Here is a 25,527-nt window from a genome sequence, read left to right on the forward strand (position 1 = left end):
TTTATCGACAATCGTCATCCCGCTACGTGTTAGCGGGATCTATGTTAAGAGATACCGCGGCGGTTGTAAGTTAAAAATAGGTTATAAAAGAAACAAGAGGGAAGATAACTCTACTCACTATAGGAATAGAGCTATCACGGGCGTGTGCGACCGATGCGGCGTTGGTGTTAACAACCGTTCATATCAAGGTACACTAGCCCCATCCCTCGATACGTTTGAATAGTTGTGTGGGACATATATATGCACCCGTTTACAATCTTAAATTAATAAAACTATCGAGGTTATCATGGTTACATCTTATCAAAATTTTATTGGCATTGACATCGGAAAATTCAAGAATGTTGTTGCGGTTCACAAAGAGAAAAATGCTGTCGAATTTGACAATAATACTTCTGGTTGGCAACAATTGTTTCAAAAATTTTCAGATATCTTACCTAATTCTTTAGTAACTTTAGAAAACACAGGAAAATATGAGCTTGGTTTGTCGCATTTTCTTATTGACAAGAATATCACCGTACATCGAGCTAATACCCGCAAAGTAAAAAGTTTTATTTTATCTCACGGAACTTTAGCAAAATCCGATAAATCAGATGCAAGGGCTCTTGCTCAATATGCGCCATAGAACTCTCTCTCCCTACTTCTGAAAAACAATCAACCTTGGTTGCACTTTGTCAACGTCGTGATGACATCACGCAAATGAGAACTCAGGAAAAATGTAGACTGGAAGCACCTGAAAACGACCATATAAGGGAAAGTTGTCAAAAAACTATTGAATTCTTTAATAGCCAAATAGATGAACTCAGTAATACTATACAAAAAATCATTGATGAAAGCCATGAGTTACAAAAACATCAAAAAATCCTTAAAACAGTTCCTGGAATAGGTAAAAAGTTATCACAAGACTTTCTGTGTTTAATACCAGAGCTTGGTTACTTAAACAGAAGAGAAGTAGCAAGTCTTGCTGGCTCATCCTAGGGAAAGTGGTAAAGCTGTTGGTTATCGAAGGATTATAGGTGGTAGAAGTAATGTCCGTAAAAAGCTTTTTATAGCTGCCATGTCTGCTGCAAGGTCCAAATCTGTACTTGGTGCCTTTTATTCCAAGCTTGTTGAAAGTGGTAAGAAGAAAATGGTGGCTATAACAGCTCTAATGCGAAAAATTATAGTAATTGCTAATACAAGACTTAAAGAAGCAATTAATTTGCATACTCTTACAATGGTAACTGAAATTGGCTAATGAATATGTGCGTCCACACAGACTTAAAGCACATATTCATTAGCTAAGCAGAAATTGTTGTGACAGCTGTTTGATATAAAATTTTATTTCTATGACACGCGGGTTTTTATTGCCCACATAATTGAACAAAGTTACAGAATTACACAAATAAAAAATTTTTAAAAAAACATAGTTGATATGATGTAGGGCTGCATTAGCTACGTGTTTAGGTTTAATGAATCCACTATATCTTTTACTTGAGAAAAAACATACTCTTTGCTTACACTGGTGTTGATAATAAAGTCACTCATCTTCCTTTTCTCCTCAATAGATAACTGAACATTGAAGATTAAATTTAGCTTTTCTTTATCTATGTTGCGTTCGTTAAGTCTTTGAGCTTGCACAACGCTATCTGCATAGATAAAAATAATAAGGTCACAGTATGAATGAAATTTTGTTTCTAATAGAAGTGGCACATCTAAAACTAAAAGCTTTCTATCGATCTTTTTTTCCTTGGCAATAAAAAATTCTAATTCACGCAGTACAGCAGAGTGAACCAAAGATTGAAATTGTTTCCAATTCTCATCGTAGACTAAGAAATATTTAGACAGTACTGTTCCACCTATTTCACCATTTACTACCGCTCCAGGAAAATTTTTTTCTGCATAACTTATTATGCTTTTATCCACTTTATAAAGTTGGTGTACAACAGAATCAGCATCAAACACAGCAGCACCAAACTCTTGAAAGCAACTAGCTACAAAGCTCTTTCCTACCCCAATTCCGCCTGTTAGACCTATGATCATATAGCAAAATACATTAGACTTCTTTCGAAACTATATTACAGTAGCTGCTGTGTCTACTCAAAACCCAAATTTGGCTATGCAGAGGCTCTGATGATATAAGATGTACAGTCCCAGAGTGTGATGGTATGATAAAATGTAAGAAAAAAATACCATCGAAGGAGGAATTATGGTTACATGGGTGCGCCCGGACAACAGCGTAGAGCAATACAAAATAGTATAGCAAAGCTTTCCAAACCTTAATCCAAAAACTATTGTCAAATGGAGAAAACGCTCATTTACTAAAGACGCTCAAAACATCCAAGATCAACTGTTCTAACTTTAGAAGAAGATCGCATTTCGGAAGCATACACTTCTACCATTAGATGATTGCCTTGCAGTCTACAATTCCGCACTTCTAGCCTGCATCGCTGTTATAACATTAGCAAACTGCCAGATGTTGATTAAACCAAAAAAGAAATTTAAGAAATATCCTATAGCATATTGATATTGCAGAAGTCAGAACAGAGGGGGGAAAACTATATCTATTTGTTGCTATAGATCAAATTCACCTATGTTGAGTTACATAAACGTGCTACAAAACCCATAGCTGCTGAGTTTTTACGTAATTTGATTAAAATTCTACCGCACACTGTTTTGACAGATAACGGTATACAATTTACCAACCAGAAACGCCATAAATACGCTTTCCAACACATATTTGATAGAGTTTGTGAAGAACATAATATTGAACATCGTCTAACAAAAATCTTGGGCAAGTTGAACGAAACTTTAAAAAATACTACTACCAATCACATCAGCAACTCACAAAGCATCTTTATATGGCCTACAATTATGCAAAGAGACTCAAAACTCTTAATGGTCTTACTCCTTTTGAATTTATATGTTCTCAGTGCTCCTGAATTGTTTATACTAAATCCTTACCATCACACTCTGGGACTGTACATCTAATAAGAGAGACTCAATAACTTAAATCTATATTGACATGTCCCATTTTACGCTTATCTCTAACCTCTTTTTTCCCATATATGGTTAAACTAGCTTTTTCGTTGCTCAAATACTTATGAGAATCATATATATCGTTACCTATTATATTTTTCGTCATACAAGGAAAGCGTAATACTACTTCCTGCATAGGTAGCCCGCATATTATCCTAACCAGCTGTTCAAATTGACTAACGTTACATGCATCCAAGCTCCAGTGGCAAGAATTGTGAGGTCTTGGAGCTAGTTCATTAACTAACAACTCGTTATCTTTAGTAACAAAAAATTCAATAGCCAGAATTCCTATTACATCGAGCGCATTTGCTATTTTCTTTGCAGCTCGTTGTACCTCTTGAGTTAATTTGCTATCTATTTTAGCTGGCACTGTTGAAGTATCAAGTATTCCATCAACGTGGTAATTTTCTGCTATAGGAAAAAAAGCTACTTTACCGTTTTTATCTCTTGCAATAACTATTGAAACCTCTTTCAGTAAATCAACACTTGCTTCAAGTATGTACTCTGTATTCCAATCAAAGGAAGCAAATTGCTTCACTTCAGAATCATTCTCAAGCACATATTGCCCTTTTCCATCGTAACCCATTTCTGTTGTTTTCAGCCTTGTTGGATAGCCAAAAGCTCTACTGCTTTCTAATAGCTCATTATAATTTTGTATACTCTTATAATCAGCAGTTTTTACACCCAAGTTTTTAATAAAATCCTTTTCTCTTAGTCTGTTTTGCGAAATGTGTAACGCTTTTTTACCCGGATAAAAATTTACATCGATATCAATTGCACTACATGGAATATTTTCAGACTCAATAGTGACCAAATCCACACTCTGTGCAAAAGATTCAAGCGCTTTCTTATCAGAGAAATCTGCTATTGTGAAATCATCAGCAACAGAGCAAGCCGGATCGTCCTTAGCACTGGCAAAAACATGTGTTTTTTGTCCAAGTTTTGTTGCAGCGATAGCAGTCATTTTACCTAATTGTCCACCACCTATTATTCCTATTACTTTTTTGCTAAGCGCATCTGGTTCGTTCATACTATAAATTGATATTTCCTAATTAAAGTATACTTGAAAAATCTATGAAAAAAGTATATGATTAAAATACTATCTTTTTATCATGAATATTCTATAATGATAGAGTACACACTAACTACCAACTTTGTTGAAGTTACAGTTTTACCAATTTATATTGAAGAGCAATCCATTCCTTATGAAAATTGCTATGTATGGATGTATAACGTTAAGATAAAAAACAAAAGCCAATCAACTATTCAATTATTAAGTCGTCATTGGCAAATAATAGATTATAAGGGAAAAATAAATGAGATTGCCGGAGTTGGTGTTATCGGAGAACAACCTGTGATAAAATCTGGAGAGGTATTTAAATACACAAGTGGAACATACTTAAATGCACCGTCAGGAATAATGCAGGGTAAGTATGAGTTTCTGAATGAAGAAAGCATAAAAATTTTTGAGGTTATGATACCACCCTTTTCTTTGGATAGTCCATACGTCAAAACTAGACCCCATTAACTGTCAAAATAGTTTATTTGTAACCAGACTGCATTCTGTGATTTTTAGCAAAGCACGATCTTTCATTTGAGTTTTCTTCAATTTAAAATAAATACAGAAATTAGCTATCTTCAAAAATATGATTGAATAATTGTGTGTATAATTATTAATATTTTCAAGCATTTTTGCCATCAAAATTTCTCGATCCTCGCAATGATTTGTGTTTCAAAAAAATCTTTGGAACGGAAAAAAATAAGAATATCCTGATCCACTTTTTGAACGATATTCTAGGGTTTACTGAGATAAATGCAATACAAGAAGTTGAGTTTCTTAGCACTATTATGGATTCCGAAGTTGCCTCTGATAAACAAAGTATTGTTGATGTTCTCTGCAAGGATTCTCATGGAAATAGATATATAGCAGAAATGCAGCTCGCTAGAGACAAGGGCTTCGAAAAACGCGCTCAATTATATGCCGCTAAAGCCTACTCAAGACAATTAGATAAATCTGGCAACTACATTAGACCTGCTGCGAATCAAGCGATAAAAAAAAGGAAAGGAGGGTGACTAAAATCAAGGTTAACTAAAAGGCGTGCTTAAGATTTACAATACCAGCAATAATATTGAACCTCAGGTTATATTTTTTCTGAAAATTGCGATAAACATTCGACATAATCTTAAATATCTTTATCTCTCGGATCTTGTTTTCTACTCTCATTCTAAATGATGCTAATCTTCTATTATGCTCTGGAGTTAATGGCTTTTTACGATACTTTTTATATGGAATTATAACATTGCTTTGCAATTTTTGCCAACCTTGATATCCAGAATCGGCATGTTTTATGCTATCAAGTGGTAAATATTTTTCTTGTTTCCTTATGCGGAAATCACTAATTCTACCACGGTATGACTTTGACACTGATAAAATTCTTCCTCCTTCTTCGATAATAATCTCAGTTTTCATAGTGTTGGTTCTTTTTTTTCCTGAATATGATTTCTTCCGTTTTTTACTATCTTCTGGTCTCTGTATTTGCTGTTCTGTAACATCAGCCAAAATCTTCAGTATTTTTTCTGGCGTCATACTTCTATCTTTTGTTATAGTCACTTTTTTGGCGAGTAATGGCTCTATTCTCTTAAGTAACCTACATACATTTGCGTTGTGTACATTGAATAGGCATCCTAAAAATCTATGTGTTATGTAAGTGCGATAGTACAAAATTACGCAAAACAACTTATCTTCCAGAGTTGGTAGTTTTGATCTTCTACCATGACACTTTTTCTGTTTTTCCTATCCAGACCTCACTTTTTCCACTACTTTTTCGAACTCCTCTATAGTTAAACCTGTTATATTACGAAAGTTTCTTGGGTGTTTTTTCATATTATAGTAACTAAAGCTCATTTTTTTTCCTTACTTGATCTGCTTATTCTTCTTCTACCTCTCTCACATCATTTTTTCAATCACCTTTTTCAGCAGGTCTATTGATTTAAAGAAAGTCTTCTTTATTGCTATATCAAATTGTAACTTACTTCCTGAAGAAGTTGATTATATCTCTACTCATAATATACGTAATATAAAAACTAACGGCCATTACTTAAAAGATTTTCAGTTTGTCTTTATTGAGTTGCCTAAATTCGCAAAAAATAAAGTAGAGCAGTTAGAAAGTATAGTAGAAAGGTGGTGTTTCTTTTTTAAATACGCAGAAGAAACAACAGAAGAGGACTTACAAGAGATAGCAGAAAAAGCGCCAATAATAAAGCTAGCATATGATGAATTAGACAAGTTTCGTTGGAACGAAAAAGATTTAGTAGCTTACGAAGAAAGAATAATGGATCTACGCAAAGAAGAAGCCATTCTTGAATACAGACTTGATCTTGCTGAAGAGAAAGGTATACAAAAAGGTATAGAGAAAGGAAAAATTGAAGGGAAAATTGAAGTTGCAAAAGCGATGCTGGCTAATAATGTTGATGTCAATACTATTGTCAAGTTTACTGGCCTTTCTATTAGTGAGATTGAAGAATTAAGTGGAAATCTGTGAACGGTTACCTATATGTTTTTGCTGGCAAAAATTCTCTAATGGTCTTAAATAAAACTTTCAGTGAGTGATTGTCAGACATGTTGTGCTCTGCTGATTTCATCAAGTATACTTCAACATCGGTTGACTTAATTTTTTCAGCTAAATTCAATGAAGTTTGATAAGGAACATCTTTATCATTAATGCTATGCAATAAGCGCACAGGACAGTTTATATCTATTGCTTCTCTGTTTAAAAGAAGGTTCTTTCTGCCATCTTCGATCAAATGTTTAGTTATTTTGTATGTACAATGCTCTGAAGTAAAATCTATTACACCTTTAGAATCTAGTTCTTCTTTTTGCTTGTCTGACAATTGCTTGAATATCAAATCTTCAGTGAAGTCAGGAGCAGGCGATATGCCGATTAATGCTGCAATTTTTTCTGAAGATTGAAGGGCAGTGAGCAGCATCAGCCATCCTCCCATACTTGAACCTATAATTATTTGTTTATCGCTAGTTAATTCACTCATCACTTTAGCACAATTTTTTTGCCAATCACTTATCGTGTAATCAATAAAATTACCACTTGAATGACCGTGACCAAAATAATCAAATAGCACAAGTGCTACATCATTTTCTTGGCAAAACTTGTAAATAGCAGTTGCTTTAGTTCCATCCATATTAGATGCAAACCCACCGAAAAAAACTACAGAAGCTTTCTTCCCTTGTAGCTTTTGATATGCTATGTGACCATTATTTCCATCAAACAATTTACAATAATTCATACTACTTTGGCAAAGCAACCGGACTATCGCTCATCGAACGCAAATAGCTGACTAGATCTGCAATTTCTTGTGGATTGGAAATACCTGCAAATGCCATACGTGTACCTTTTATATAGGCTTTTGGGTTCTTTAAAAAGGCAAATAGCTCCTCATACCCCCATTTTCCACCTCTTTCAAGCACTGCTTTTGAGTAATTGAATGAGTTGCCAAGATGGGCCTTTTTGTTTCCAACTACGTTCCATAAGTTTGGTCCTACTTTATTCATTCCACCTTTCTCAAAACTATGGCAGGCTATGCATTTTTTTGCTGCTGATTTACCTTTTTCAAAGCTAGCATTCTGCATGAGCGCTCCAATATCGAGCGCCACTTGCTCGATTTTTTGCTGGGACTCATTGTTACCAGCAGTTACTATCGTTTGGTGTTCAATCTTATATTCCTCTGGACTATACAGCATATCAACTACGTTGCTGACTATCATAATGATTAGCCCAGAAAGTAAAATCGATGCTGCAATCTTATTAAACTCCATAGTTAATTTTTATTAAGTAATGTTACTTAAATTATGCGAATATTTTCGCAAATAGCAACCAATTACCTTGAAGCTCGCTAAAGATGAGAGTCTCCAGCTACAAACATTAAGAAATTTACCAAGTGAAAAAAAGGCAAAAGAAGCCCCGTGGTTATTATCCGCTTTAAAATATTGGCGTTTTTTATGTTTTAAACGCTTGACAAGCGAAATTCAGCTGCTTTTAATTGCAACTAACCTACGCTGCAAATGTTTAAGAAATTTACTAAGCAGAAAAAAAGACAAAGAATCCCCGAGTTAGCTAGTCTTTTACTATCTCTGTCGAGTATTGGCATTTTTTGATGTCTTGTAACGCTTTATAAGCGCGTTCAGCTTATTTAGATAAAAACCTAGATGTAGATGAAGTTTTGTAAAGACATACAGTATCTATATACTGCAAAAAATTAAACATAAGACGCCGATACATTAAGTAATCCTTACCTTTTAATCTGCAGATTGGCGAAAGCAAATACAATAGCTTCGCTTCCATGATAAGGGAGCTGGCGGAGTTTGTCAAGTGGTTTTTGTAGCTCTCATGGTTTTTGGATTCTAACGTCACACGCTGGCAGTTGTTACTCAAACAACAGTTATGCAAGAGATCTGATTACATCTAAGCTAACAATGGACCACTAGGTATATTACTAACTACGTTGATCTGATTCAATATTTTATTAGTGGGATTGAAATAATTTTCTATAAATTCCTTATATATAGCTGTTAATTTGTGTATATCATTTACTAATACGCATTCGTTTATCTGATGTGCGGTTTTGTTGATTATACCAAATTCAATCACTGGACAAACATCTTTGATAAACGCAGCGTCAGATGTGCCACCACTTGTGCTCAGCACAGCATCAATACTGGTAACTTTATTTATCGCATCAAGCATAATATCAGTATTTCTATCAGGAGTAGAGAGGAAAACGTCCCTGCTGCTATGCATAGAAAGTTTATAATCGTTAGTTACACTGGAGCATATTTCATCAATCAGCTTATATAAGCCGTCAGGTGTTTGTGTACTGTTATATCGAATACTAAAACGTGTAGTTGCTGAACTAGGTATTAGATTGCTAGTATTATTTCCAACATCGATAGTAGTAACTTCGCAATGTGAAGGCTGAAAATATTTATTACCATGATCAAAAGTAGTATTTTTTACCTTACTCAATATCGATATTACCTTATATATTGGATTATCTGCTAGGTCTGGGTAGGCAACGTGTCCTTGTTTTCCATGGCAAATTAATTCAAATGTTACAGAACCTCTTCTGCCTATTTTTATGGTATCACCTAATTTCTCACTACTGGTTGGTTCGGCAACTACACAAAAATCTATTTTTTTTTGCTTACTTTTCATCCATTCCAAAACTGCCTTTGTTCCATATTCTTCCGTGCTTTCTTCAGCACTGGTAATCAATGCACTTATCGAACCATTAAATTGAAACTTTTCTGCAATTAAATTTGCCATAGCAGCAATAAATGCAGCTATTCCGCTTTTCATATCAGCTGCTCCTCTTCCATATAGCATTCCATCTCTAACTTCTGGATTAAATGGACCAAATGCCCAATCTTTTAACTGACCCGGTGATACAACATCAACATGCCCAGCAAAGCACAAATTTGGTACTCCGTTTATATATTTCGCATAAAGATTTTTAACTTTAGTTCCATCATCACCAAATTCTAAAATCTCACAGTCAAAGCCACTTTTCTTAAAGATTGTTGCTATATGTTCTATTGCCCCGCCGTCCCTTGGTGTTATACTCTCAAAAGAGATCAATTTCTTAGTTAGCTCTACAGGGTCAATTTTCATGTCAATCTTAAAATACTTATATTGCTATATTGTAAACACTCTATGCACTATTTAAAACAAATATTACATCAAGCCGAACAAACTTTTCTAAGGGAAGTAATAACAGATTACCACCTTGCTGATGATATCTATAAAATATGCACACGACACGGAAATGACATCTTTCTAGTTGCAGATGAAAATACAGCAAAACTTTTAAACAAAAACGTATTTAATAAAATTTCTCACTTAATTATCCCGAGCAATACCATTAGGCCTCTTGCAAAACCTCATATCATTTCGGATGCTTCCTACATTTTATCATCCCAGTCCTCCGAGACTGGGATCCAGGAAAAAAAATCAGCGTCACGCGCTGGAATGACACCAACCATGGGTACTAATCTTTCACTTGCCTCTCTTGAAACCATAAATCTAGTGAGAAATAAAGCAAAAGACAGTGACTTAATAGTTGCATTTGGTAGCGGCACCGTTAACGACATCTGCAAATATGCAAGCTACCTCGAGAAAAAAGATTATATATCGTTCCCAACAGCCGCTTCCATGAATGGATATACATCCGCAAATGCTTCAATATTAGTAAATGGATACAAAAAATCGTTCAAAGCACATCTTCCAAGAGCGATATATATAGATATAGACATACTTACCAATGCACCACTGCGCCTCACATTAAGCGGATTTGCAGATTTCATTTGCCGTTCGACAGTCCAGGCTGACTGGCTACTATCTCATCTGTTGCTTGGCACAGAATACAATGAATTACCTTTTACACTTGTTCGCGATTTGGAGCAAATTTTGCTAAGAGAGTATACGGCGCTTACTAAAAGAAGTAGAAAAGTGGTCCTATTACTTATGGAAGTTCTACTCATTTCAGGACTTGGAATGGTAATATCAAAAGGCAGCTATTCTGCAAGCCAAGGAGAGCATATGGTAGCTCACGCAATGGAAATGGTAACAAGAGATCATTCCTCACTACATGGCGAAAAAATTGCTGTTACAACGATTACCATGGCTAATTTGCAGGAAAAGATATTATCAATACAAAACCCGATTATCAACCCGACCACTTTAGATGTAAAACATATAACTCAGTGCTTTGATAATATCGAATTTGTAAGAACTTTTGAACAGAAGCAAATTATGCAGCAAAAAATCCAAGAGATTATTTGTAAAGAATGGACTAATATTTCCAATTTAATTAAGCAAAATTTACTACCTGCAAAATACCTGCAAAAAATATTTGAAGATCTATCAATTCCGCACTTACCAGAGCACCTCAGTTGGAATAAAGAACAATATTGTAAAGTGGTTGATCTTGCGTTTGCAACAAGAGATAGATTCACCTTTCTTGACTTAGCTAATTGCATAGAAGAAAGTTAAGTTTTGTAGTGAAATTCTGTCATTTAAAGAGATCATAGGCCAAAAGCTAAACCCTTTTCACAATCTCTTATCTATTGTCCTCTAAACTGTACACCTAAGTGACTGAACGTAACCATTCCAAGTAGCTGACACTGGGTCGCACTACTTCACCAATAGCACTATCTTGCTAAACATAGTTTAGTTCGAGTGGCTGAGGAGGGACTTGAACCCCCGACCAAGAGATTATGATCCTCCTGCTCTACCAACTGAGCTACTCAGCCTAATTGAAAACCTTGCTATATATGTGACCTACATGCTTTGTATAATATTTCAAATCAAACAAAGATTCAAGTTTTTCCGAGTTAATAACCTTAAGTAAAGGTTTATCTTGTTTCAATTCGGCCAGAAAATCGCTGTTGTTTTGTTTCACTTTCATTGCATTGCTCTGAACAATTTTATACGCCTCTTCCCTCGCCAAACCACTATTTACTAACTCAAGCAATACACGCTGTGAGAAAACTAAACCTTTTGAAAAATTTAAGTTATTTTCAATGTTTTCCTTATTGATTACCAATTTATCTATCAAATCTGTTAATCGCACTAAAGCGAAATCCATTGTTATACAAGCATCAGGAGCAATGCATCTTTCCACAGACGAGTGTGATATATCACGTTCGTGCCACAATGCAACATTTTCTAACGCAGGAAAAACATAACTGCGTATTAAACGTGAGAGTCCCGTCAGATTTTCACTTAAAATAGGATTACATTTATGTGGCATAGCAGAGCTTCCCTTCTGCCCAATGGAAAAATGCTCAGAAATTTCGCCGATTTCAGTTCTTTGCAAATGACGAATTTCAATTGCAATATTTTCTATTGAGCTTGCAATCACTCCCAAAACCGAAAAGAACATGGCATGTCTATCACGAGGAATGACTTGAGACGATATGGTTTCAGGTATGAGTCCCATTTCTTTCGCTACATACTCTTCAACAAACGGATCAACATTTGCAAAATTACCTACTGCACCTGATATTTTACAAATTGAGATCTCTTTTTGTGCGCTAATTAATCTCTGATAATTGCGTTTAAATTCAGCATAAAATCTAGCAAATTTTAATCCAAGAGTTGTTGGTTCTGCATGCATTCCATGACTGCGCCCAACACAAACAATATCTTTATAGTCCTCAGCTTTTTTTTTAATACTGCAAGTAAATTTTCTAGATTCCCGAGTAAAATATCACATGACTCTTTCAACTGCACCGCAAGGCATGTATCCAAAACATCAGAACTTGTCATTCCATAGTGGAGATAACGAACATCAACTCCCGCTTTTTCAGCAACATATGTCAGAAAAGCTATAACATCATGTTTTACAATGGATTCAATTTCGTTGATACGTTCAATATCAAATTCAATAGCACCAGAAAGCTTCTGAGCAACACTATTTGGAATCACTCCTAACTCTGCTTGAGCTTCACACGCTAAATTTTCTATTTTAAGCCATATATTAAATTTATTATTTTCCTCCCAAATGGAAGACATTTCTTTTTGGCTATAGCGTGGGATCATTAAATGACCCCCGTCTTATCTTTGAATACGCTAGATCCCAGTGTCACGCACTGGAATGACAGGAATAGTTGATATATTTTATTCACTGCTATTTGTTATTTGCATCTTCTTGCTCCACTGCTTCACCTTCTTGTTGCTCAGACTTCTGATTTTGCAATTTTACTTGCCTTAGCTCATTTGCATCTGTTTCGGATTTCACGACGTATATAGTAATTGGTACTACTACTTCACTATGTAATTCTACGTTTACTTGGTATTCACCCAAGTTTTTGATGCTTATTCCACCAAAAGATAAACTACGGTGATCTATCGCATGTCCTTCTTGTAGTAAAACTTTCGCAATTTCACGTGTTGTTACAGAACCAAAAATTTTACCATCCTCTGAAGCTTGCTTTATCAATACCACAAACTTATCATGTAGTGACAATGCAAGCTCTTTTGCTACATTTAATCTTTTTGTATTCTCTTTCTCCAGCAATAAACGTTGTTCTTCTAGTTTTGCTAAATTCTCCTTGGTAGCCTTCACCGCTTTTCTTTGTGGAAAAAGAAAATTACGTGCATAACCTGGTTTAACTTTGACAACTTCACCAAACTTACCTAAAGTCCTTATATTTTCCTTTAAAATTATCAACATAAATTACCTAAACTTTTTTAGTACAGTAAGGAACAAGAGCTAAAAAACGTGCCCTTATGATCGCTAAGCGTAACTTCCTTTGTTTTTTTGCACATACGCCTGTTAATCTTCTAGGTAATATCCTACCATAGTCAGAGGTAAACTTGGATAATAAATCTGTATTCTTATAATCTATGTCTTCATCTTTAGACGTAGCAAGAGGGCAAACTTTAGAACGCCTAAAGCCAGTCCTATTATTTACAGATACGTAAGAATTATTAAAACTATTTCGTCTTTTCATCATTATGCGCTTTGCTCCTCAATTTGTTTATTCATCATATAAGATTTACCTTTAAAAAATTTATCAACCTGCACAGACAAGTGGCGAATAATGTTCTCATTAAGTTTCATTCTACGCACAAATTCATCCAGAATGCTTGCAGTAGAACTTATGCACATTATACAATAATGACCGCTCTTCATCTTATTTATTGGATATGCAAAATCCAAAAGACCCCAATGTTCATACTTGATTAATCCCGATGCTTCAATGTTTTCCAAAAGCATCTCCAATGCTTTGCTCGATTGAGTTGGACCGTTTATTCTAAAATCTTTCAAAATATCTTGAAAAATCTTTATTAGATGTTCTGAAATATTTCTCTTCAAAGCATTTACTGCATTATGGATAAACGCACTTTTAGTAATTTGCTCACTGCCTCCTAGAAATTTTATAAAATCTTGCGTTATTCCTAAATCTTTTAGGTCATCTTTCAACTCTTTATCGATTTTTGACTTCACTTCTTTCAAATTTGAAAGATCTTCTTCCAATTCAACCCATAAAATTTTTGTAAGATCTTCCAAGAAATCAGAGTAAGCAACTAGACCTTCTTTAATGTTTTCAGCACGCGTTTCTAACTCTTGTTTTGTAAGCGTACTATTTTGCCTTTCCATAAGACTCTTGATCTTCTGGAAAATAACATCTGCTTTAATATTTTTCAATGAAACAGCTAGCTCTTGTACCATCTCCTCTACTTCTTGCTGTAACAATCCTTGTTGTGCTATAAAAGTAAATTCATAAAGATTCACTATATCTTCCTTTAATACCGATTAAATATTTCATTATATAAAGCTTTTTTATATAAGCAAGTTATTTGTATTAATTTCTACGCCTTTAATCCAGCTTAAGTTAGATATTTCATAAATAACTTGAGGAGCAATTGAGTATGCACCTGGTAATAAGATGCTCACTTTATGTTTTTCGAGAAGAAGTTTTAGCATTATTTTGGTTCTGCCTTCATCTTTCAATATTGTGTTTAATTCCATAGCGGCTTTTTGTGAATTCGTGCACTCAGTGGTGAGAACTAATTCCTTTATTGTAGAAGCGATTCTTTTTGTAAACTCAGATATATCCTTGCCTGCTAATCTTGTCGTATTTTCCGAAGCTTCAAGATCAATTATCACAAATGTTCCTGGTGAAAATAAATCTCTTTTTTCTTCTATTATTTCATTATTATAAAATGCTATTTCAGAAACGTTATGGGGATCAGAAAGTGTGAGTATAACAAACCTTCCACGCTCTGAAGTTCTCATACGTGCATTTAATATTACCCCAGCAGTTTTTGCTGTTCTATTTTCTCCGATAAACCCAATATTTAACTTTTCCAGAAGAATTCCAAATTTTTCAAGTGGATGATTAGTTAAATAAAATCCTAGTGAAAATAACTCATGCTCTAATTTTTCCTCTTCATCAAAATCTTCCACATTCTCAAATTTCGGTTTGAGTACATCAAGACTACCAAACAAAGCAGCTTGACTTGATTCCCTATCCTGTTTGTTTTTATTTGCAAAGTAAATCAGCATGTCCATTGACTCATATAGCTGCTTTCTGTTCTTATGCACGCTATCGAATGCCCCGGATTTAATTAGGCTTTCTAGCGCCCTCTTATTTATTATATGACCTGAATTTTGAATGAATTCCCATATGTCCTTATAAGCGCTTGAACGTGTATTCACTATTCCTTCTGCTATAGAAAAACCAACATTCCTCAAGGCAGCAATACCATAACGTATGCACTCACCCTCTATTGAGAATTCAGCTTGAGACTTGTTTATATCAGGTGGAAGAACGGTAACGCCACTAAACTTTGCTGCATGATAAAATAAATTCAGTTTATCTCTATCATCAATATTTAGATTCATTAGTGCTGTAAAAAATTCTAATGGATAATTAGCTTTAAGGTAAGCCGTTTGATAAGATATAACCGCATATGCAGCTGCGTGAGATTTATTAAATCCATAACCAGCAAATTTTGCAACAAGGTCAAAGATATAACTTGCCCTGTCATAATCAACGCCATTCTTCGTTGCCCCTTGGATGAAAAGTGCACGTTGTTTATCCATCTCTTCCTTAATTTTCTTACCCATGGCACGTCTCAGCAAATCTGCTTCCGCTAAGCTATACCCGGAAAGAATACGGGCTATTTCCATCACCTGCTCCTGGTAGATTATTACTCCAAATGTTTCTTTTAACACTCCTTCAAGTAACGGATGAATATAATCTGGCTTTTCAAGGCCATGCTTTCTTGCAACATAAGTTGGAATGTTATCCATGGGCCCTGGACGATAAAGGGAAATTAAAGCGATAATATCTTCAATGCAGTCTGGTTTTAACTTGATTAAAGCTTCTCTCATTCCCGAACTTTCAAGCTGGAACACTCCAATTGAATCACCTCTTGAGAGCATTTCATAGGTTCTCTGATCATTCAAAGGAACAGAAGAAATATCAATTTTTTTTTCATTACGATTAATTAAACGACATACATGATCTATTAGCGTTAGCGTACCAAGTCCGAGAAAATCAAATTTTATCAGTCCAGCTTTCTCCACATATTTCATACTGTATTGAGTGATTGGCAGAGCCGAATTTGGATCATAATAAACAGGAACAAAATTTTCTAACTTTTGATCGCATATTACAATTCCAGCAGCATGAGTTGAAACGTGACGATATATTCCTTCGAGCTTTAGTGATATATCAAGAAGCTTTGCAATTACCTCATCACTATCTCGTTCTTTCTGCAGGTTTTGATCAAGCTCTATCGCTTGCGATAAAGTTACAGGATTTACTGGATTAAATGGAACCATTTTAGATATTTTATCCACTTGAGAGTAAGGCATTTGCAATACTCTACCAACATCACGCAATACTGCCCTTGCTTGCAATTTTCCAAAAGTGATTATTTGAGCAACATAACCGTACTTTTTCTGAACATAATCAATAACCAGGTCCCTTTTCTCTTGGCAGAAATCGATATCAAAGTCAGGCATTGATACACGATCAGGATTCAAAAATCTTTCAAATATTAGGCCAAACTTTATTGGGTCAAGGTCTGTAATCTGTAAGCCCCAAGCAACAATTGATCCAGCTCCTGAACCTCTTCCTGGCCCAACTGGAATGCCATTTGCTTTGCTCCAACGAATGAAATCAGAAACTATTAGAAAATAACCAGCATAGTTCATTGAAGTTATTACACTTAGTTCATAATCTAACCGGTCGTAGTATTGCTTGATATCGATATCATGTTGTGTGTCATCATCTGGTTTGGTGTCATTCCAGCGCGTGACGCTGGGATCTCTCTGGATCCCAGTATCAAGTACTGGGATGACAGTGGAGGGTGTTCTGGTGACAGAAGAGGATTTTGCAATACGCAGCTTCAACCCTGCAACTGCCTGCTCCCTCAGTTCTTCATTCTCAGTTTTATTTTCTCGACAAGGAAATTTAGGCAAGATAGGCTGCCTGCTTCTTGGCATGTAAGAGCACCGCTTAGCTATCACTAAAGTGTTATGAATTGCTTCGGGAATGTCGCTGAACAGTTCCTCCATTTCTGCCACAGATTTGAAGTAATGCTCGGTAGCTAACTTCTTTCTGTTATTCTCCAGGGCATAACTCCCTTCCGATATGCACGTTAATATGTCATAAGCCTCATAATCAGACCTATTTGGAAAAAACACATCGTTCGTTGCAACCAGTGGTACATTGCGCTGATAAGCAAAATCTATTAAAGCTTCTTCAAGCTCTAGCTCTTTATTCAGCCCATGACGCTGCAATTCAACATATAAATGACCATCGAATGCTGAAAGCAGTTTTTCAACCGTTTCTTTATCTTGCCCCAATAATAGTTGAGCCAAACATCCACCGGTTAAAGCGATCAGACCCATACTTAAATTCAATAGCTCATCAAAATCAACGTAAGGAATATCGCTGTTATTCTTGCGCTTTTTAAAAGACTCACTCACCAAAGTGACTAAATTAGTGTACCCTTGCTCATTTTTTGCAAGCAATAATATAGGTAAATTTTGTTCTGAATGTTTAACTATAATATTGCACCCTATTATTAGCTGTATTCCCCTACTTGCTGCATATTCTGAAAATTCGAGCGAGCCAAACAAGTTGCCTGAATCAGTAATTGCAACCGCCGGCATTTTATTTCGCAAACAAAGGCCTATCAGCTCCTCAATTTTAACCGAGCTTTCAAGCAGCGAATAAACACTATGAACACGTAAGTGTATGAACATAAAAAACTTTAGATCAACAAAAAAGGATAACATTAATTTACTCATGAGAACATAATTTTCATGAGAACAAAAGCCTATAAGATTTCTCAAATCTAGATGTACAGTCCCAGAGTGTGATGGTATGATAAAATGTAAGAAAAAAATACCATCGAAGGAGGAATTATGGTTACATGGGTGCGTCCGGACAACAGCGTAGAGCAATACAAAATAGTATAGCAAAACTCTCCAAACCTTAATCCAAAAACTATTGTCAAATGGAGAAAACGCTCATTCACTAAAGACGCTCAAAACATCCAAGATCAACTGTTCTAACTTTAGAAGAAGAAGGTCGCATTTCGGAAGCATACACTTCTACCATTAGATGATTGCCTTGCAGTCTACAATTCCGCACTTCTAGCCTGCATCGCTGTTTACAAAGACATAACATTTCACATTAGCAACTCACAAAGCATCTTTATGACTTTGTCATGGCTTACAATTATGCAAAGAGACTCAAAACTCTTAATGGTCTTACTCCTTTTGAATTTATATGTTCTCAGTGCTCCTGAATTGTTTATACTAAATCCTTACCATCACACTCTGGAACTGTACATCTAAAGACCTGCTGAAAAAGGTGATTGAAAAAATGATGTGAGAGAGGTAGAAGAAGAATAAGCAGATCAAGTAAGGAAAAAAAATGAGCTTTAGTTACTATAATATAAAAAAACACCCAAGAAACTTTCGTAATATAACAGGTTTAACTATAGAGGAGTTCGAAAAAGTAGTGGAAAAAGTGAGGTCTGGATGCGAAAAACAGAAAAAGTGTCATGGTAGAAGATCAAAACTACCAACTCTGGAAGATAAGTTGTTTTGCGTAATTTTGTACTATCGCACTTACATAACACATAGATTTTTAGGATGCCTATTCAATGTACACAACGCAAATGTATGTAGGTTACTTAAGAGAATAGAGCCATTACTCGCCAAAAAAGTGACTATAACAAAAGATAGAAGTATGACGCCAGAAAAAATACTGAAGATTTTGGCTGATGTTACAGAACAGCAAATACAGAGACCAGAAGATAGTAAAAAACGGAAGAAATCATATTCAGGAAAAAAAAGAACCAACACTATGAAAACTGAGATTATTATCGAAGAAGGAGGAAGAATTTTATCAGTGTCAAAGTCATACCGTGGTAGAATTAGTGATTTCCGCATAAGGAAACAAGAAAAATATTTACCACTTGATAGCATAAAACATGCCGATTCTGGATATCAAGGTTGGCAAAAATTGCAAAGCAATGTTATAATTCCATATAAAAAGTATCGTAAAAAGCCATTAACTCCAGAGCATAATAGAAGATTAGCATCATTTAGAATGAGAGTAGAAAACAAGATCCGAGAGATAAAGATATTTAAGATTATGTCGAATGTTTATCGCAATTTTCAGAAAAAATATAACCTGAGGTTCAATATTATTGCTGGTATTGTAAATCTTAAGCACGCCTTTTAGTTAACCTTGATTTTAGTCACCCTCCTTTCCTTTTTTTTATCGCTTGATTCGCAGCAGGTCTTAAGAATAATGGTGTGCTGCAGTAACAAACAAAGTAATGTTTGTTTTATTGAAGACGAAGGAAAATCCTTCAAAATCGGGTTTCAGGAGCAGCCACCTTAAGTGGCTCTATTTAAGAGATAGGGTTAATTTTTCTATGAGTAGCTACAATTTAAAGACCTTGCTTCATCAATGTAATGGAACAAAACCTTTTTAGTAAGTTCAAAACCTTCTAAAGTCTCTCCTTCGCATCTTGCTGTAATGCAGTTTTGCGTATTTGATACCCTAAGAAGCCACCAACCTTTATTATCGGTTACTTTAACACCATCAAGATCTGAAAATACAATATTTTGCTTCTCTAGTGTTTTCTTTATTGATTCAATTATTTGAAATTTTTTCTCATCTTTCACTACAATCTTTACTTCATGAGTGATATATAACTTCGGTAAATCCTCAATCACCTGAGATAGGCTTTGGTTTTTCTTAAGCAAAATGTTAACTGCTTTAACAGCAGAATATAGCCCATCATCAAAACCTAGCTCAGAAAAGAAGAAGTGCCCGCTTAACTCACCAGCAAACCTTGCCTCTTCCTCTACCATCTTCTTCTTAACTAGTGAATGTCCAGTAGCGCAGGTAATAACTTGCCCTCCTAACTTACTAACAAAATCATGCACCTTCATACTCATTTTTACGTTAGCAATAACTTTGCTTTTTGGATATTCCTCCAGCACTTCACGTGCAAAAATTATAAATAAATGGTCATTGGAAACAACGTTGCCTTTATTATCAATTAAGCGCACCCTATCGCTATCGCCATCTAGCGCAATGCCAAGATCACATCCATATTCCTTCACAATGTCAATTAATTGAGCGAGATTTTTTTCCTCTATGGGATCTGGATCATGCAGTGGAAATGCCCCATCTATAGAGTTATTGGTTACGATATGCGTATGACCAGGCAAGATCTTTTCAATACACCTTATAATTCCACTTGCTGGACTATTTCCACAATCCCAGGCTATTTTTAATTTCTGTGTAGTATTATTCTTCACTGCACTTTTTAATATGCGAATGTACTCACTATATATATTTATGTTAATTAAGCTTCCAATTCTTGTACTGTTTTTAATTGGACTGCTTATAATTTCCTTTATCTCTTGATCTGAGAAGACTTTTTTATTACTAAAAAATTTAAAGCCATTATATTCGCTGGGGTTATGAGAGGCAGTTATTATGATACCCAGATCCGCCTGTGTGATTTGTGTTGCAGCGTAGAGCATAGGTGAAGAGCATAGCCCAACGCGTATAACATTTACTCCAGATAAAGTTAAACCCCTAATTAATTCTCTTTCTATACCCGGTGAATCTATTCTGCTGTCGTAGCCGACACAAACACTAGCTACGGTTTGGCCAAACTTTCTACCTACCTCGTACCCATCATTAATCTGCAAATCTTTGCCTACTATACCTCTAATATCGTATTTTCTTATAATGGTGTTATCCATACTGCACTGCTTAAGGAGTAATTACTATATAACATAATGGACAAGTGCTCAAGTTTATTTACTCAACGATTAGCTAACTTTTTAAAAAAATCTGTTAATATTATAGTATATCTTTTAAAGGTGTAAAATTATGCCGCAGGAAAACGAAAATGTATTTATAGCTGAAAGTCAAAATCTAAATGTAGGTGAACAGCAGAAAAAGGACATCTTAGATGTGATTGAATCTTGCAGCAGCTTTCAGGAGACTATAAAACAATTGGAGAAAAAAACTTAATCTGGTCCTTTACGCAAAGATGAGGACATTACAGGACAGATAAATTTAAAGTGGGAAAAGGAGTTCCAAAAATTTGAGCAATCAATAGATGCAACGCATAAAGAACTTAAGTTGCCTCTATATGGTCAAAATTTCTTAGCGTATTCAACAAAAGATAATGATTTCAAAATTAGATTTGAAAATGAAGAAAAATCAATAGAAATTAGCAATATTTTAAGGGCCAGCAGTGAAGGTAAGGTTTATAACATATCTTTAGGGAAAGATAGTCAAATAACTGCAACCAAAAAAGGCAGTGAAAGGCACTATGATCTTGCTGGCTCTGGTTCATGTGAAATGACCATTAATTGGCAGGTTAAGGATTCTGAAGGCAACAGCGTAGATTGTAGCATGACTGTAGAAGTGAGTTCTAAGGGCATAAAAAGAGTGATTGGTAAGCCAAAATTTGGTGATTTAAAGTTCACACCAGAGGAAACAAAAGATAAAATATTAAAATTAGTTGAACAGAATAAAGAAGCTTTTATTAACGGAAAAACTCTATATCAGGCTTTCGCTAACATAGGCAAAGGTGTGGGCAATCAGCGAGTATTAGCAGAGGAAATATTTACAAAAGATCCACATCAGTCACCTACACCAAGCAGCAGTGGGTATTCCTCTCCTAGCACACCTTCTTCACGTAGAAGTTCTTTTTCTGTTGAAAGTGAGATTGGTGATGAAGAGTCTGAAATTACTGATGAATACATTGACGATGACTACGATGAACAAGAAATACACAAAGATTATAAGAAAAAGTGTGAACAAGAAGGATTACAAGGTGTAGATGAGGCTATAAATGAAATTAACAAACTTGCAGAGCAGCGTGACAATCTAAGATTAGAGCGCAACTCCTTAAGAGATAAAGTTAATGAACAACAGCGAGCGATATTTGAAAGAGATCAAAGAATAAAGGAACAAGATGCTTCTATTGAGTCACTTATAGAGAAACTCGAAAAATTAGGAGAACTTAATCAAAAGATAGAAAAGGAAGGTGATACACAAATAAGCGCATTAAGTGAGGGAAAACAAATTTGGGAAGAAGAAGCTGAAAGACTTAAAGCTGAATTGAAAAGGATGGCGCAAGAATTAGCTTGGAAGAATCAAAATATTGAGCAGTTAACACAAAAGATAGAGAAAGAACTACAGGAAAATGATGTAATAAAGAGCTTAAATGATCAGTTGAAAGATAAGGAAGATGAAGTTCAATCAGTAATTAGGATAAATAAAGAACTACAGGAAAAATTGAAGCAAAGAGAAGCTAATTTAACTGTACTAAAGGAAAAGAATGCAGATTTGGAGAATGACCTGAAGAAAGTACATGAAAAGCAGTTGGCAGAACAGTTAATGGAAACAAAAAAGGAAAACAATACATTGGCTGAAACGGCGAACCGATTGTCTAAAGAATTAAATGAATTACAGAGAGAAAAGGAAGATTTAGAGAGGGAAATTCGACAACTTGAACCTGGAAGATCACTTGCAGATGAGCTAAGCGAAGAAAATAAGAAGAGGGAAATAGAAAAACTTCAATATCAACTTAAGGAAAAGGAAGGGATGTTAATGTGTACACGGGAAGAGCTGGCATCTGTCAAGGAGAGTCTAGAGCAACTGCAGAACATATTACAGCAGGAAAAAGGTCAGGCAACTCAAACTGAAGTTGAATATGAAAGTAGAGGAACAAGCATGCAGCAGCAAGACCAAGGTATACAAGCTGTAAACAACAACTCAAGCAGAATAGCTAGTGGGTTAAGACAAGAAAACAAAAAATTGACTAGAGACAAACTAACTATATCCAAGCAATTAAAACAAAAAATAAGAGAGATTGACGAGTTAAAGAGAAATTTAAAGCAATTACAAGAAGAAAATAAACAACTAAAACAAGAAGTTATACCGCAAAACATTATGGATTGGCCTATTCCAATTCCAGACGATAAACCGGAAGAGCAGAAAACTCCATTAGAGCCAATCAAGGTAAATACAAAATTATCAGATCCAAAATCAATCCCCGCTGAGGTTTCGGAAAAATCTCCTCCTCTTCCAAAATGATGAGTTTTTGCTTCTATTGTTAACTATAGCTAAGACGTCATACCACCGTGGCGCTAACGAGTAGCGGAATAATTAACCGTCATACCGCTGCGGTATCTCTTAGCCGCTAACACGTAGCGGAATAACGAGGTTATCGTCATACTGCCGCGAACCGTCATACCGCGATTCATTCGCGGTATCTCAGCCGCTAACAAGAGATCCCGCTAACAAGTAGCGGGATGACGAATATACCGCCACGAACCGTCATACCGCGATTCATTCGCGGTATCTCAGCCGCTAACAAGTAGCGGGATACTTGACCTTTACAGGGATGACGGTTGTCGTTTAGCTATAAGCATTAAGAAATTTACCAAACGAAAAAAAAGGCAAAAGAAGCCCCGTTGGTGACTAGTTATTTATATGTACTTCAAAATATTGGCGTTTTTTATTCTAAACGCTGCAATTTAGCTGCTTTTAAATGCAACTAACCTAAATTATAAACGTTAAGGAATTTACTGAGCGGAAAAAAAGGCAAAGAAACCCTAGGGTAGCTAGTATTCAAATTCTCCCTTGTCTATTTGACGTCTTTTACTGTCTTAAACGCTTTATAAGCGCGTTTCAGCTTATATAGGTAGAAACCTAGAAGTTTTATAAAGACATGAGGTGCACATAGTGCAAAAAATTAAGCATGATTTACGCCAGATACATTAAGTTTTTTTGTCATTAATCCACTGCAGAGATTGCGAAGATAAATAAATAGCTTCACTTTCATGATAAGGGGGTTGGTGAAGGGTGTCAAGTAAGTTTTTTCGTTTCTGCGGGCTATTTGAATAACGGCTACAATGTTTGTACAATTGTGCGTCATGCGCTGGAACCCGTTTTAGCCCTTATCTATATCTCAGTTCCACCAACAGTTATTGCGTCGACTTTGAGTGTTGGTTGACCAACTCCAACGGGCACATTTTGTCCATCTTTTGAGCATGTGCCAACACCGGGGTCCAACTTTAAGTCGTTGCCAACCATGGATACTTTTTTTAGCACTGTTGGCCCATTACCAATTAGTGTTGCTCCTTTGACTGGCTGTGTAATTTTACCATTTTCTATTAAGTAAGCTTCTGAAGATGAAAAAACAAATTTCCCTGACGTTATATCAACTTGCCCACCACCGAAATTTACTGCATACAGACCTTTCTTTACACTAGATATTATTTCTTCCGGCGTATGTTTCCCTGGTAACATATAGGTGTTTGTCATGCGCGGCATAGTAACTTCTTTATAACTTTCTCTTCTACCATTACCAGTTGGATTCACACCCATGAGTTTAGCGTTCATATGATCCTGCATGTAGCCTTTGAGAATTCCATCCTCTATCAATACATTATAACCAGGTGGAGTGCCTTCATCGTCTACGCTGATAGAGCCACGCAAATTAGGCAGAGTTCCATCATCAACTACTGTGATGCCACTAGCTGCTACTTGTTTACCCACAGAATTTGAAAATGCTGAGACTTTTTTGCGATTGAAGTCGCCCTCAAGTCCATGACCCACAGCTTCATGTAACAATATTCCCGGCCATCCTGGACCTAAAACGACTGTCATTTCTCCGGCTGGAGTTGGAATTGCTTCAAGATTTACCAGTGCTTGTTCCAAAGCCTGGTTTGCAACTTCTTTCCACTTTTTCTCAGAAATAAACTTACTATAAGAATCCCTTCCACCATGCCCTGCAGAACCCCTTTCGGTACGACCATCTTCTTCTACAATGACTAGCACATTAAAACGTACTAGAGGCCTGATATCGCTTAGTCTGTGATCACCCTTTATTATTTGTACGACTTGCCATTCTCCACTTAGAGTTATTTTTACTTGCTTCACGCAGTTATTTTTGGACCTTACATACTCATTAACCTCATTGAGTAGTTTAATCTTTGAATTCAGATCCATTTCATTTGTAGGGTTAATCCTCGAATATAAGCTTTTTGTCTCTTCGTTTAAATTTATTGAATTTGTCTTGTTTAAAGACACTGAGCTTTTTACCATAGAAGCAGCATTACTAATTTCTTTTTCGCTAATCTCAGAAGAACAAACGAAAGATGTACTATCCTCACAAAAAGACCTTAAACCAAATCCCCTTCTGGTATTCAAATCCACGTGTTTTAATATATTGTCATCAAAAACTAGGGACTCCAACTGGCAAAATTCTAGAAACAGCTCACCACCATCGCTATTGCTCAAAGCGTTATTGACTATTTTATATACGTTATTAATATCAACATTGTTTTGAGCGAAAAATATTTGATCTAGATTTGGCATTACTTTTGAACTAAAAATTGTTTAAGTATATTATT

At 35.5% G+C, this 25,527-nt stretch carries 17 protein-coding genes, 1 tRNA gene and 6 pseudogenes; 10 read left to right on the plus strand and 14 right to left on the minus strand.

The annotated features are described in order from the left end of the window. Nucleotides 1–286 precede the first annotated feature (286 nt). Nucleotides 287–1,234: pseudogene (locus MWH06_02720) on the plus strand (IS110 family transposase). Nucleotides 1,235–1,431: 197 nt separating this feature from the next. On the opposite strand, the gene coaE reads toward MWH06_02720, so the two are convergent. Then, the gene (coaE, locus tag MWH06_02725) at nt 1,432–2,019 is read right to left on the minus strand and encodes a dephospho-CoA kinase (GenBank protein ID UPA55540.1); all 588 of its coding nucleotides are present in this window, start codon (nt 2,017–2,019) and stop codon (nt 1,432–1,434) included. 125 nt (nt 2,020–2,144) lie between these two features. Between coaE and MWH06_02730 the strand changes: the two are divergent. Continuing rightward, a pseudogene (locus MWH06_02730) lies at nt 2,145–2,967 on the plus strand (DDE-type integrase/transposase/recombinase). A gap of 10 nt (nt 2,968–2,977) precedes the next feature. Here MWH06_02730 and MWH06_02735 read toward each other — a convergent pair. Then, nucleotides 2,978–4,045 (minus strand): 5-(carboxyamino)imidazole ribonucleotide synthase, encoded by a 1,068-nt coding sequence (locus tag MWH06_02735; GenBank protein UPA55541.1) that lies wholly within the window; start codon nt 4,043–4,045, stop codon nt 2,978–2,980. 96 nt (nt 4,046–4,141) lie between these two features. On the opposite strand from MWH06_02735, the gene apaG reads away from it, so the two are divergent. Next, on the plus strand, nt 4,142–4,543 hold the full coding sequence (gene apaG / locus MWH06_02740; protein ID UPA55733.1) for a Co2+/Mg2+ efflux protein ApaG: 402 nt from the start codon (nt 4,142–4,144) through the stop codon (nt 4,541–4,543). A gap of 164 nt (nt 4,544–4,707) precedes the next feature. Further along, nucleotides 4,708–5,043 (plus strand): annotated as a pseudogene (locus MWH06_02745) (Rpn family recombination-promoting nuclease/putative transposase). A 61-nt stretch (nt 5,044–5,104) separates the two neighbouring features. Here the strand turns inward: MWH06_02745 and MWH06_02750 are convergent. Beyond that, a pseudogene (locus tag MWH06_02750) lies at nt 5,105–5,920 on the minus strand (transposase). Between the two features lie 46 nt (nt 5,921–5,966). Here MWH06_02750 and MWH06_02755 point away from each other — a divergent pair. Continuing rightward, nucleotides 5,967–6,557, plus strand: coding sequence for an Rpn family recombination-promoting nuclease/putative transposase (locus tag MWH06_02755; GenBank protein ID UPA55734.1), 591 nt, complete (start codon nt 5,967–5,969; stop codon nt 6,555–6,557). A 4-nt stretch (nt 6,558–6,561) separates the two neighbouring features. On the opposite strand, the gene MWH06_02760 is transcribed toward MWH06_02755, so the two are convergent. From MWH06_02760 to dapE, 3 genes are all read right to left on the minus strand, one after another. Beyond that, nucleotides 6,562–7,317, minus strand: a complete 756-nt coding sequence (locus MWH06_02760; GenBank protein ID UPA55542.1) for an alpha/beta hydrolase — start codon at nt 7,315–7,317, stop codon at nt 6,562–6,564. A gap of 1 nt (nt 7,318) precedes the next feature. Next, the gene (locus tag MWH06_02765) at nt 7,319–7,846 is read right to left on the minus strand and encodes a cytochrome c family protein (GenBank protein ID UPA55543.1); all 528 of its coding nucleotides are present in this window, start codon (nt 7,844–7,846) and stop codon (nt 7,319–7,321) included. A gap of 646 nt (nt 7,847–8,492) precedes the next feature. After that, entirely contained in the window at nt 8,493–9,698 is a 1,206-nt protein-coding gene (gene dapE, locus MWH06_02770) for a succinyl-diaminopimelate desuccinylase (GenBank protein ID UPA55544.1), read from the minus strand. A 42-nt stretch (nt 9,699–9,740) separates the two neighbouring features. Between dapE and MWH06_02775 the strand changes: the two genes are divergently transcribed. Next, the gene (locus tag MWH06_02775; GenBank protein ID UPA55545.1) at nt 9,741–11,078 is read left to right on the plus strand and encodes an iron-containing alcohol dehydrogenase; all 1,338 of its coding nucleotides are present in this window, start codon (nt 9,741–9,743) and stop codon (nt 11,076–11,078) included. 187 nt (nt 11,079–11,265) lie between these two features. Here the strand turns inward: MWH06_02775 and MWH06_02780 are convergent. The 6 genes and pseudogenes from MWH06_02780 to dnaE all read right to left on the minus strand — a co-directional run bounded on the left by MWH06_02780 (nt 11,266) and on the right by dnaE (nt 17,817). Further along, a tRNA-Met gene (locus MWH06_02780) sits at nt 11,266–11,338 on the minus strand. Further along, nucleotides 11,338–12,629: pseudogene (gene purB / locus MWH06_02785) on the minus strand (adenylosuccinate lyase). Before purB ends, MWH06_02780 begins: the two are co-directional and overlap by 1 nt. Before the next feature lie 88 nt (nt 12,630–12,717). Continuing rightward, nucleotides 12,718–13,263 carry a 50S ribosomal protein L9 gene (gene rplI / locus MWH06_02790; GenBank protein UPA55546.1) on the minus strand — a complete coding sequence of 182 codons (546 nt, stop codon included), beginning with the start codon at nt 13,261–13,263 and terminating at the stop codon, nt 12,718–12,720. A 7-nt stretch (nt 13,264–13,270) separates the two neighbouring features. Next, nucleotides 13,271–13,546: a 30S ribosomal protein S18 gene (gene rpsR / locus MWH06_02795; GenBank protein UPA55547.1), complete on the minus strand. Its 276-nt coding sequence runs from the start codon at nt 13,544–13,546 to the stop codon at nt 13,271–13,273. Next, the gene (gene rpsF, locus MWH06_02800; protein ID UPA55548.1) at nt 13,546–14,328 is read right to left on the minus strand and encodes a 30S ribosomal protein S6; all 783 of its coding nucleotides are present in this window, start codon (nt 14,326–14,328) and stop codon (nt 13,546–13,548) included. The genes rpsR and rpsF overlap by 1 nt, the downstream gene beginning before the upstream one ends. Nucleotides 14,329–14,376: 48 nt before the next feature. Next, a complete protein-coding gene (gene dnaE, locus MWH06_02805) occupies nt 14,377–17,817 on the minus strand; it encodes a DNA polymerase III subunit alpha (protein UPA55549.1) in 3,441 nt (1,146 codons plus the stop codon). Between the two features lie 121 nt (nt 17,818–17,938). Here dnaE and MWH06_02810 point away from each other — a divergent pair. Next, nucleotides 17,939–18,414, plus strand: a pseudogene (locus MWH06_02810) (hypothetical protein). A gap of 79 nt (nt 18,415–18,493) precedes the next feature. Next, nucleotides 18,494–19,309: a transposase gene (locus MWH06_02815; GenBank protein ID UPA55550.1), complete on the plus strand. Its 816-nt coding sequence runs from the start codon at nt 18,494–18,496 to the stop codon at nt 19,307–19,309. Between the two features lie 194 nt (nt 19,310–19,503). On the opposite strand, the gene MWH06_02820 is transcribed toward MWH06_02815, so the two are convergent. Further along, nucleotides 19,504–20,853, minus strand: a complete 1,350-nt coding sequence (locus MWH06_02820) for a phosphomannomutase/phosphoglucomutase (protein ID UPA55551.1) — start codon at nt 20,851–20,853, stop codon at nt 19,504–19,506. Between the two features lie 130 nt (nt 20,854–20,983). Between MWH06_02820 and MWH06_02825 the strand changes: the two genes are divergently transcribed. Together MWH06_02825 and MWH06_02830 are read left to right on the plus strand one after the other, a co-directional pair. Then, the gene (locus tag MWH06_02825) at nt 20,984–21,127 is read left to right on the plus strand and encodes a hypothetical protein (protein UPA55552.1); all 144 of its coding nucleotides are present in this window, start codon (nt 20,984–20,986) and stop codon (nt 21,125–21,127) included. A 111-nt stretch (nt 21,128–21,238) separates the two neighbouring features. Then, on the plus strand, nt 21,239–23,203 hold the full coding sequence (locus tag MWH06_02830; protein ID UPA55553.1) for a hypothetical protein: 1,965 nt from the start codon (nt 21,239–21,241) through the stop codon (nt 23,201–23,203). 870 nt (nt 23,204–24,073) lie between these two features. Here MWH06_02830 and tldD read toward each other — a convergent pair. Continuing rightward, nucleotides 24,074–25,492 (minus strand): metalloprotease TldD, encoded by a 1,419-nt coding sequence (gene tldD, locus MWH06_02835; GenBank protein ID UPA55554.1) that lies wholly within the window; start codon nt 25,490–25,492, stop codon nt 24,074–24,076. Nucleotides 25,493–25,527: the final 35 nt, after the last annotated feature.

The organism is Wolbachia pipientis (assembly GCA_023052945.1).
In the GTDB taxonomy this organism is placed as follows: domain Bacteria; phylum Pseudomonadota; class Alphaproteobacteria; order Rickettsiales; family Anaplasmataceae; genus Wolbachia.

Coding starts and splice junctions, on each gene's coding strand:
- coaE (UPA55540.1), bottom strand. CDS start 2,019: ATGATCATAGGTCTAACAGGCGGAATTGGGGTAGGAAAGAGCTTTGTA.
- MWH06_02735 (UPA55541.1), bottom strand. CDS start 4,045: ATGAACGAACCAGATGCGCTTAGCAAAAAAGTAATAGGAATAATAGGT.
- apaG (UPA55733.1), top strand. CDS start 4,142: ATGATAGAGTACACACTAACTACCAACTTTGTTGAAGTTACAGTTTTA.
- MWH06_02760 (UPA55542.1), bottom strand. CDS start 7,317: ATGAATTATTGTAAATTGTTTGATGGAAATAATGGTCACATAGCATAT.
- MWH06_02765 (UPA55543.1), bottom strand. CDS start 7,846: ATGGAGTTTAATAAGATTGCAGCATCGATTTTACTTTCTGGGCTAATC.
- dapE (UPA55544.1), bottom strand. CDS start 9,698: ATGAAAATTGACCCTGTAGAGCTAACTAAGAAATTGATCTCTTTTGAG.
- MWH06_02775 (UPA55545.1), top strand. CDS start 9,741: ATGCACTATTTAAAACAAATATTACATCAAGCCGAACAAACTTTTCTA.
- rplI (UPA55546.1), bottom strand. CDS start 13,263: ATGTTGATAATTTTAAAGGAAAATATAAGGACTTTAGGTAAGTTTGGT.
- rpsR (UPA55547.1), bottom strand. CDS start 13,546: ATGATGAAAAGACGAAATAGTTTTAATAATTCTTACGTATCTGTAAAT.
- dnaE (UPA55549.1), bottom strand. CDS start 17,817: ATGTTCATACACTTACGTGTTCATAGTGTTTATTCGCTGCTTGAAAGC.
- MWH06_02815 (UPA55550.1), top strand. CDS start 18,494: ATGAGCTTTAGTTACTATAATATAAAAAAACACCCAAGAAACTTTCGT.
- MWH06_02820 (UPA55551.1), bottom strand. CDS start 20,853: ATGGATAACACCATTATAAGAAAATACGATATTAGAGGTATAGTAGGC.
- MWH06_02825 (UPA55552.1), top strand. CDS start 20,984: ATGCCGCAGGAAAACGAAAATGTATTTATAGCTGAAAGTCAAAATCTA.
- tldD (UPA55554.1), bottom strand. CDS start 25,492: ATGCCAAATCTAGATCAAATATTTTTCGCTCAAAACAATGTTGATATT.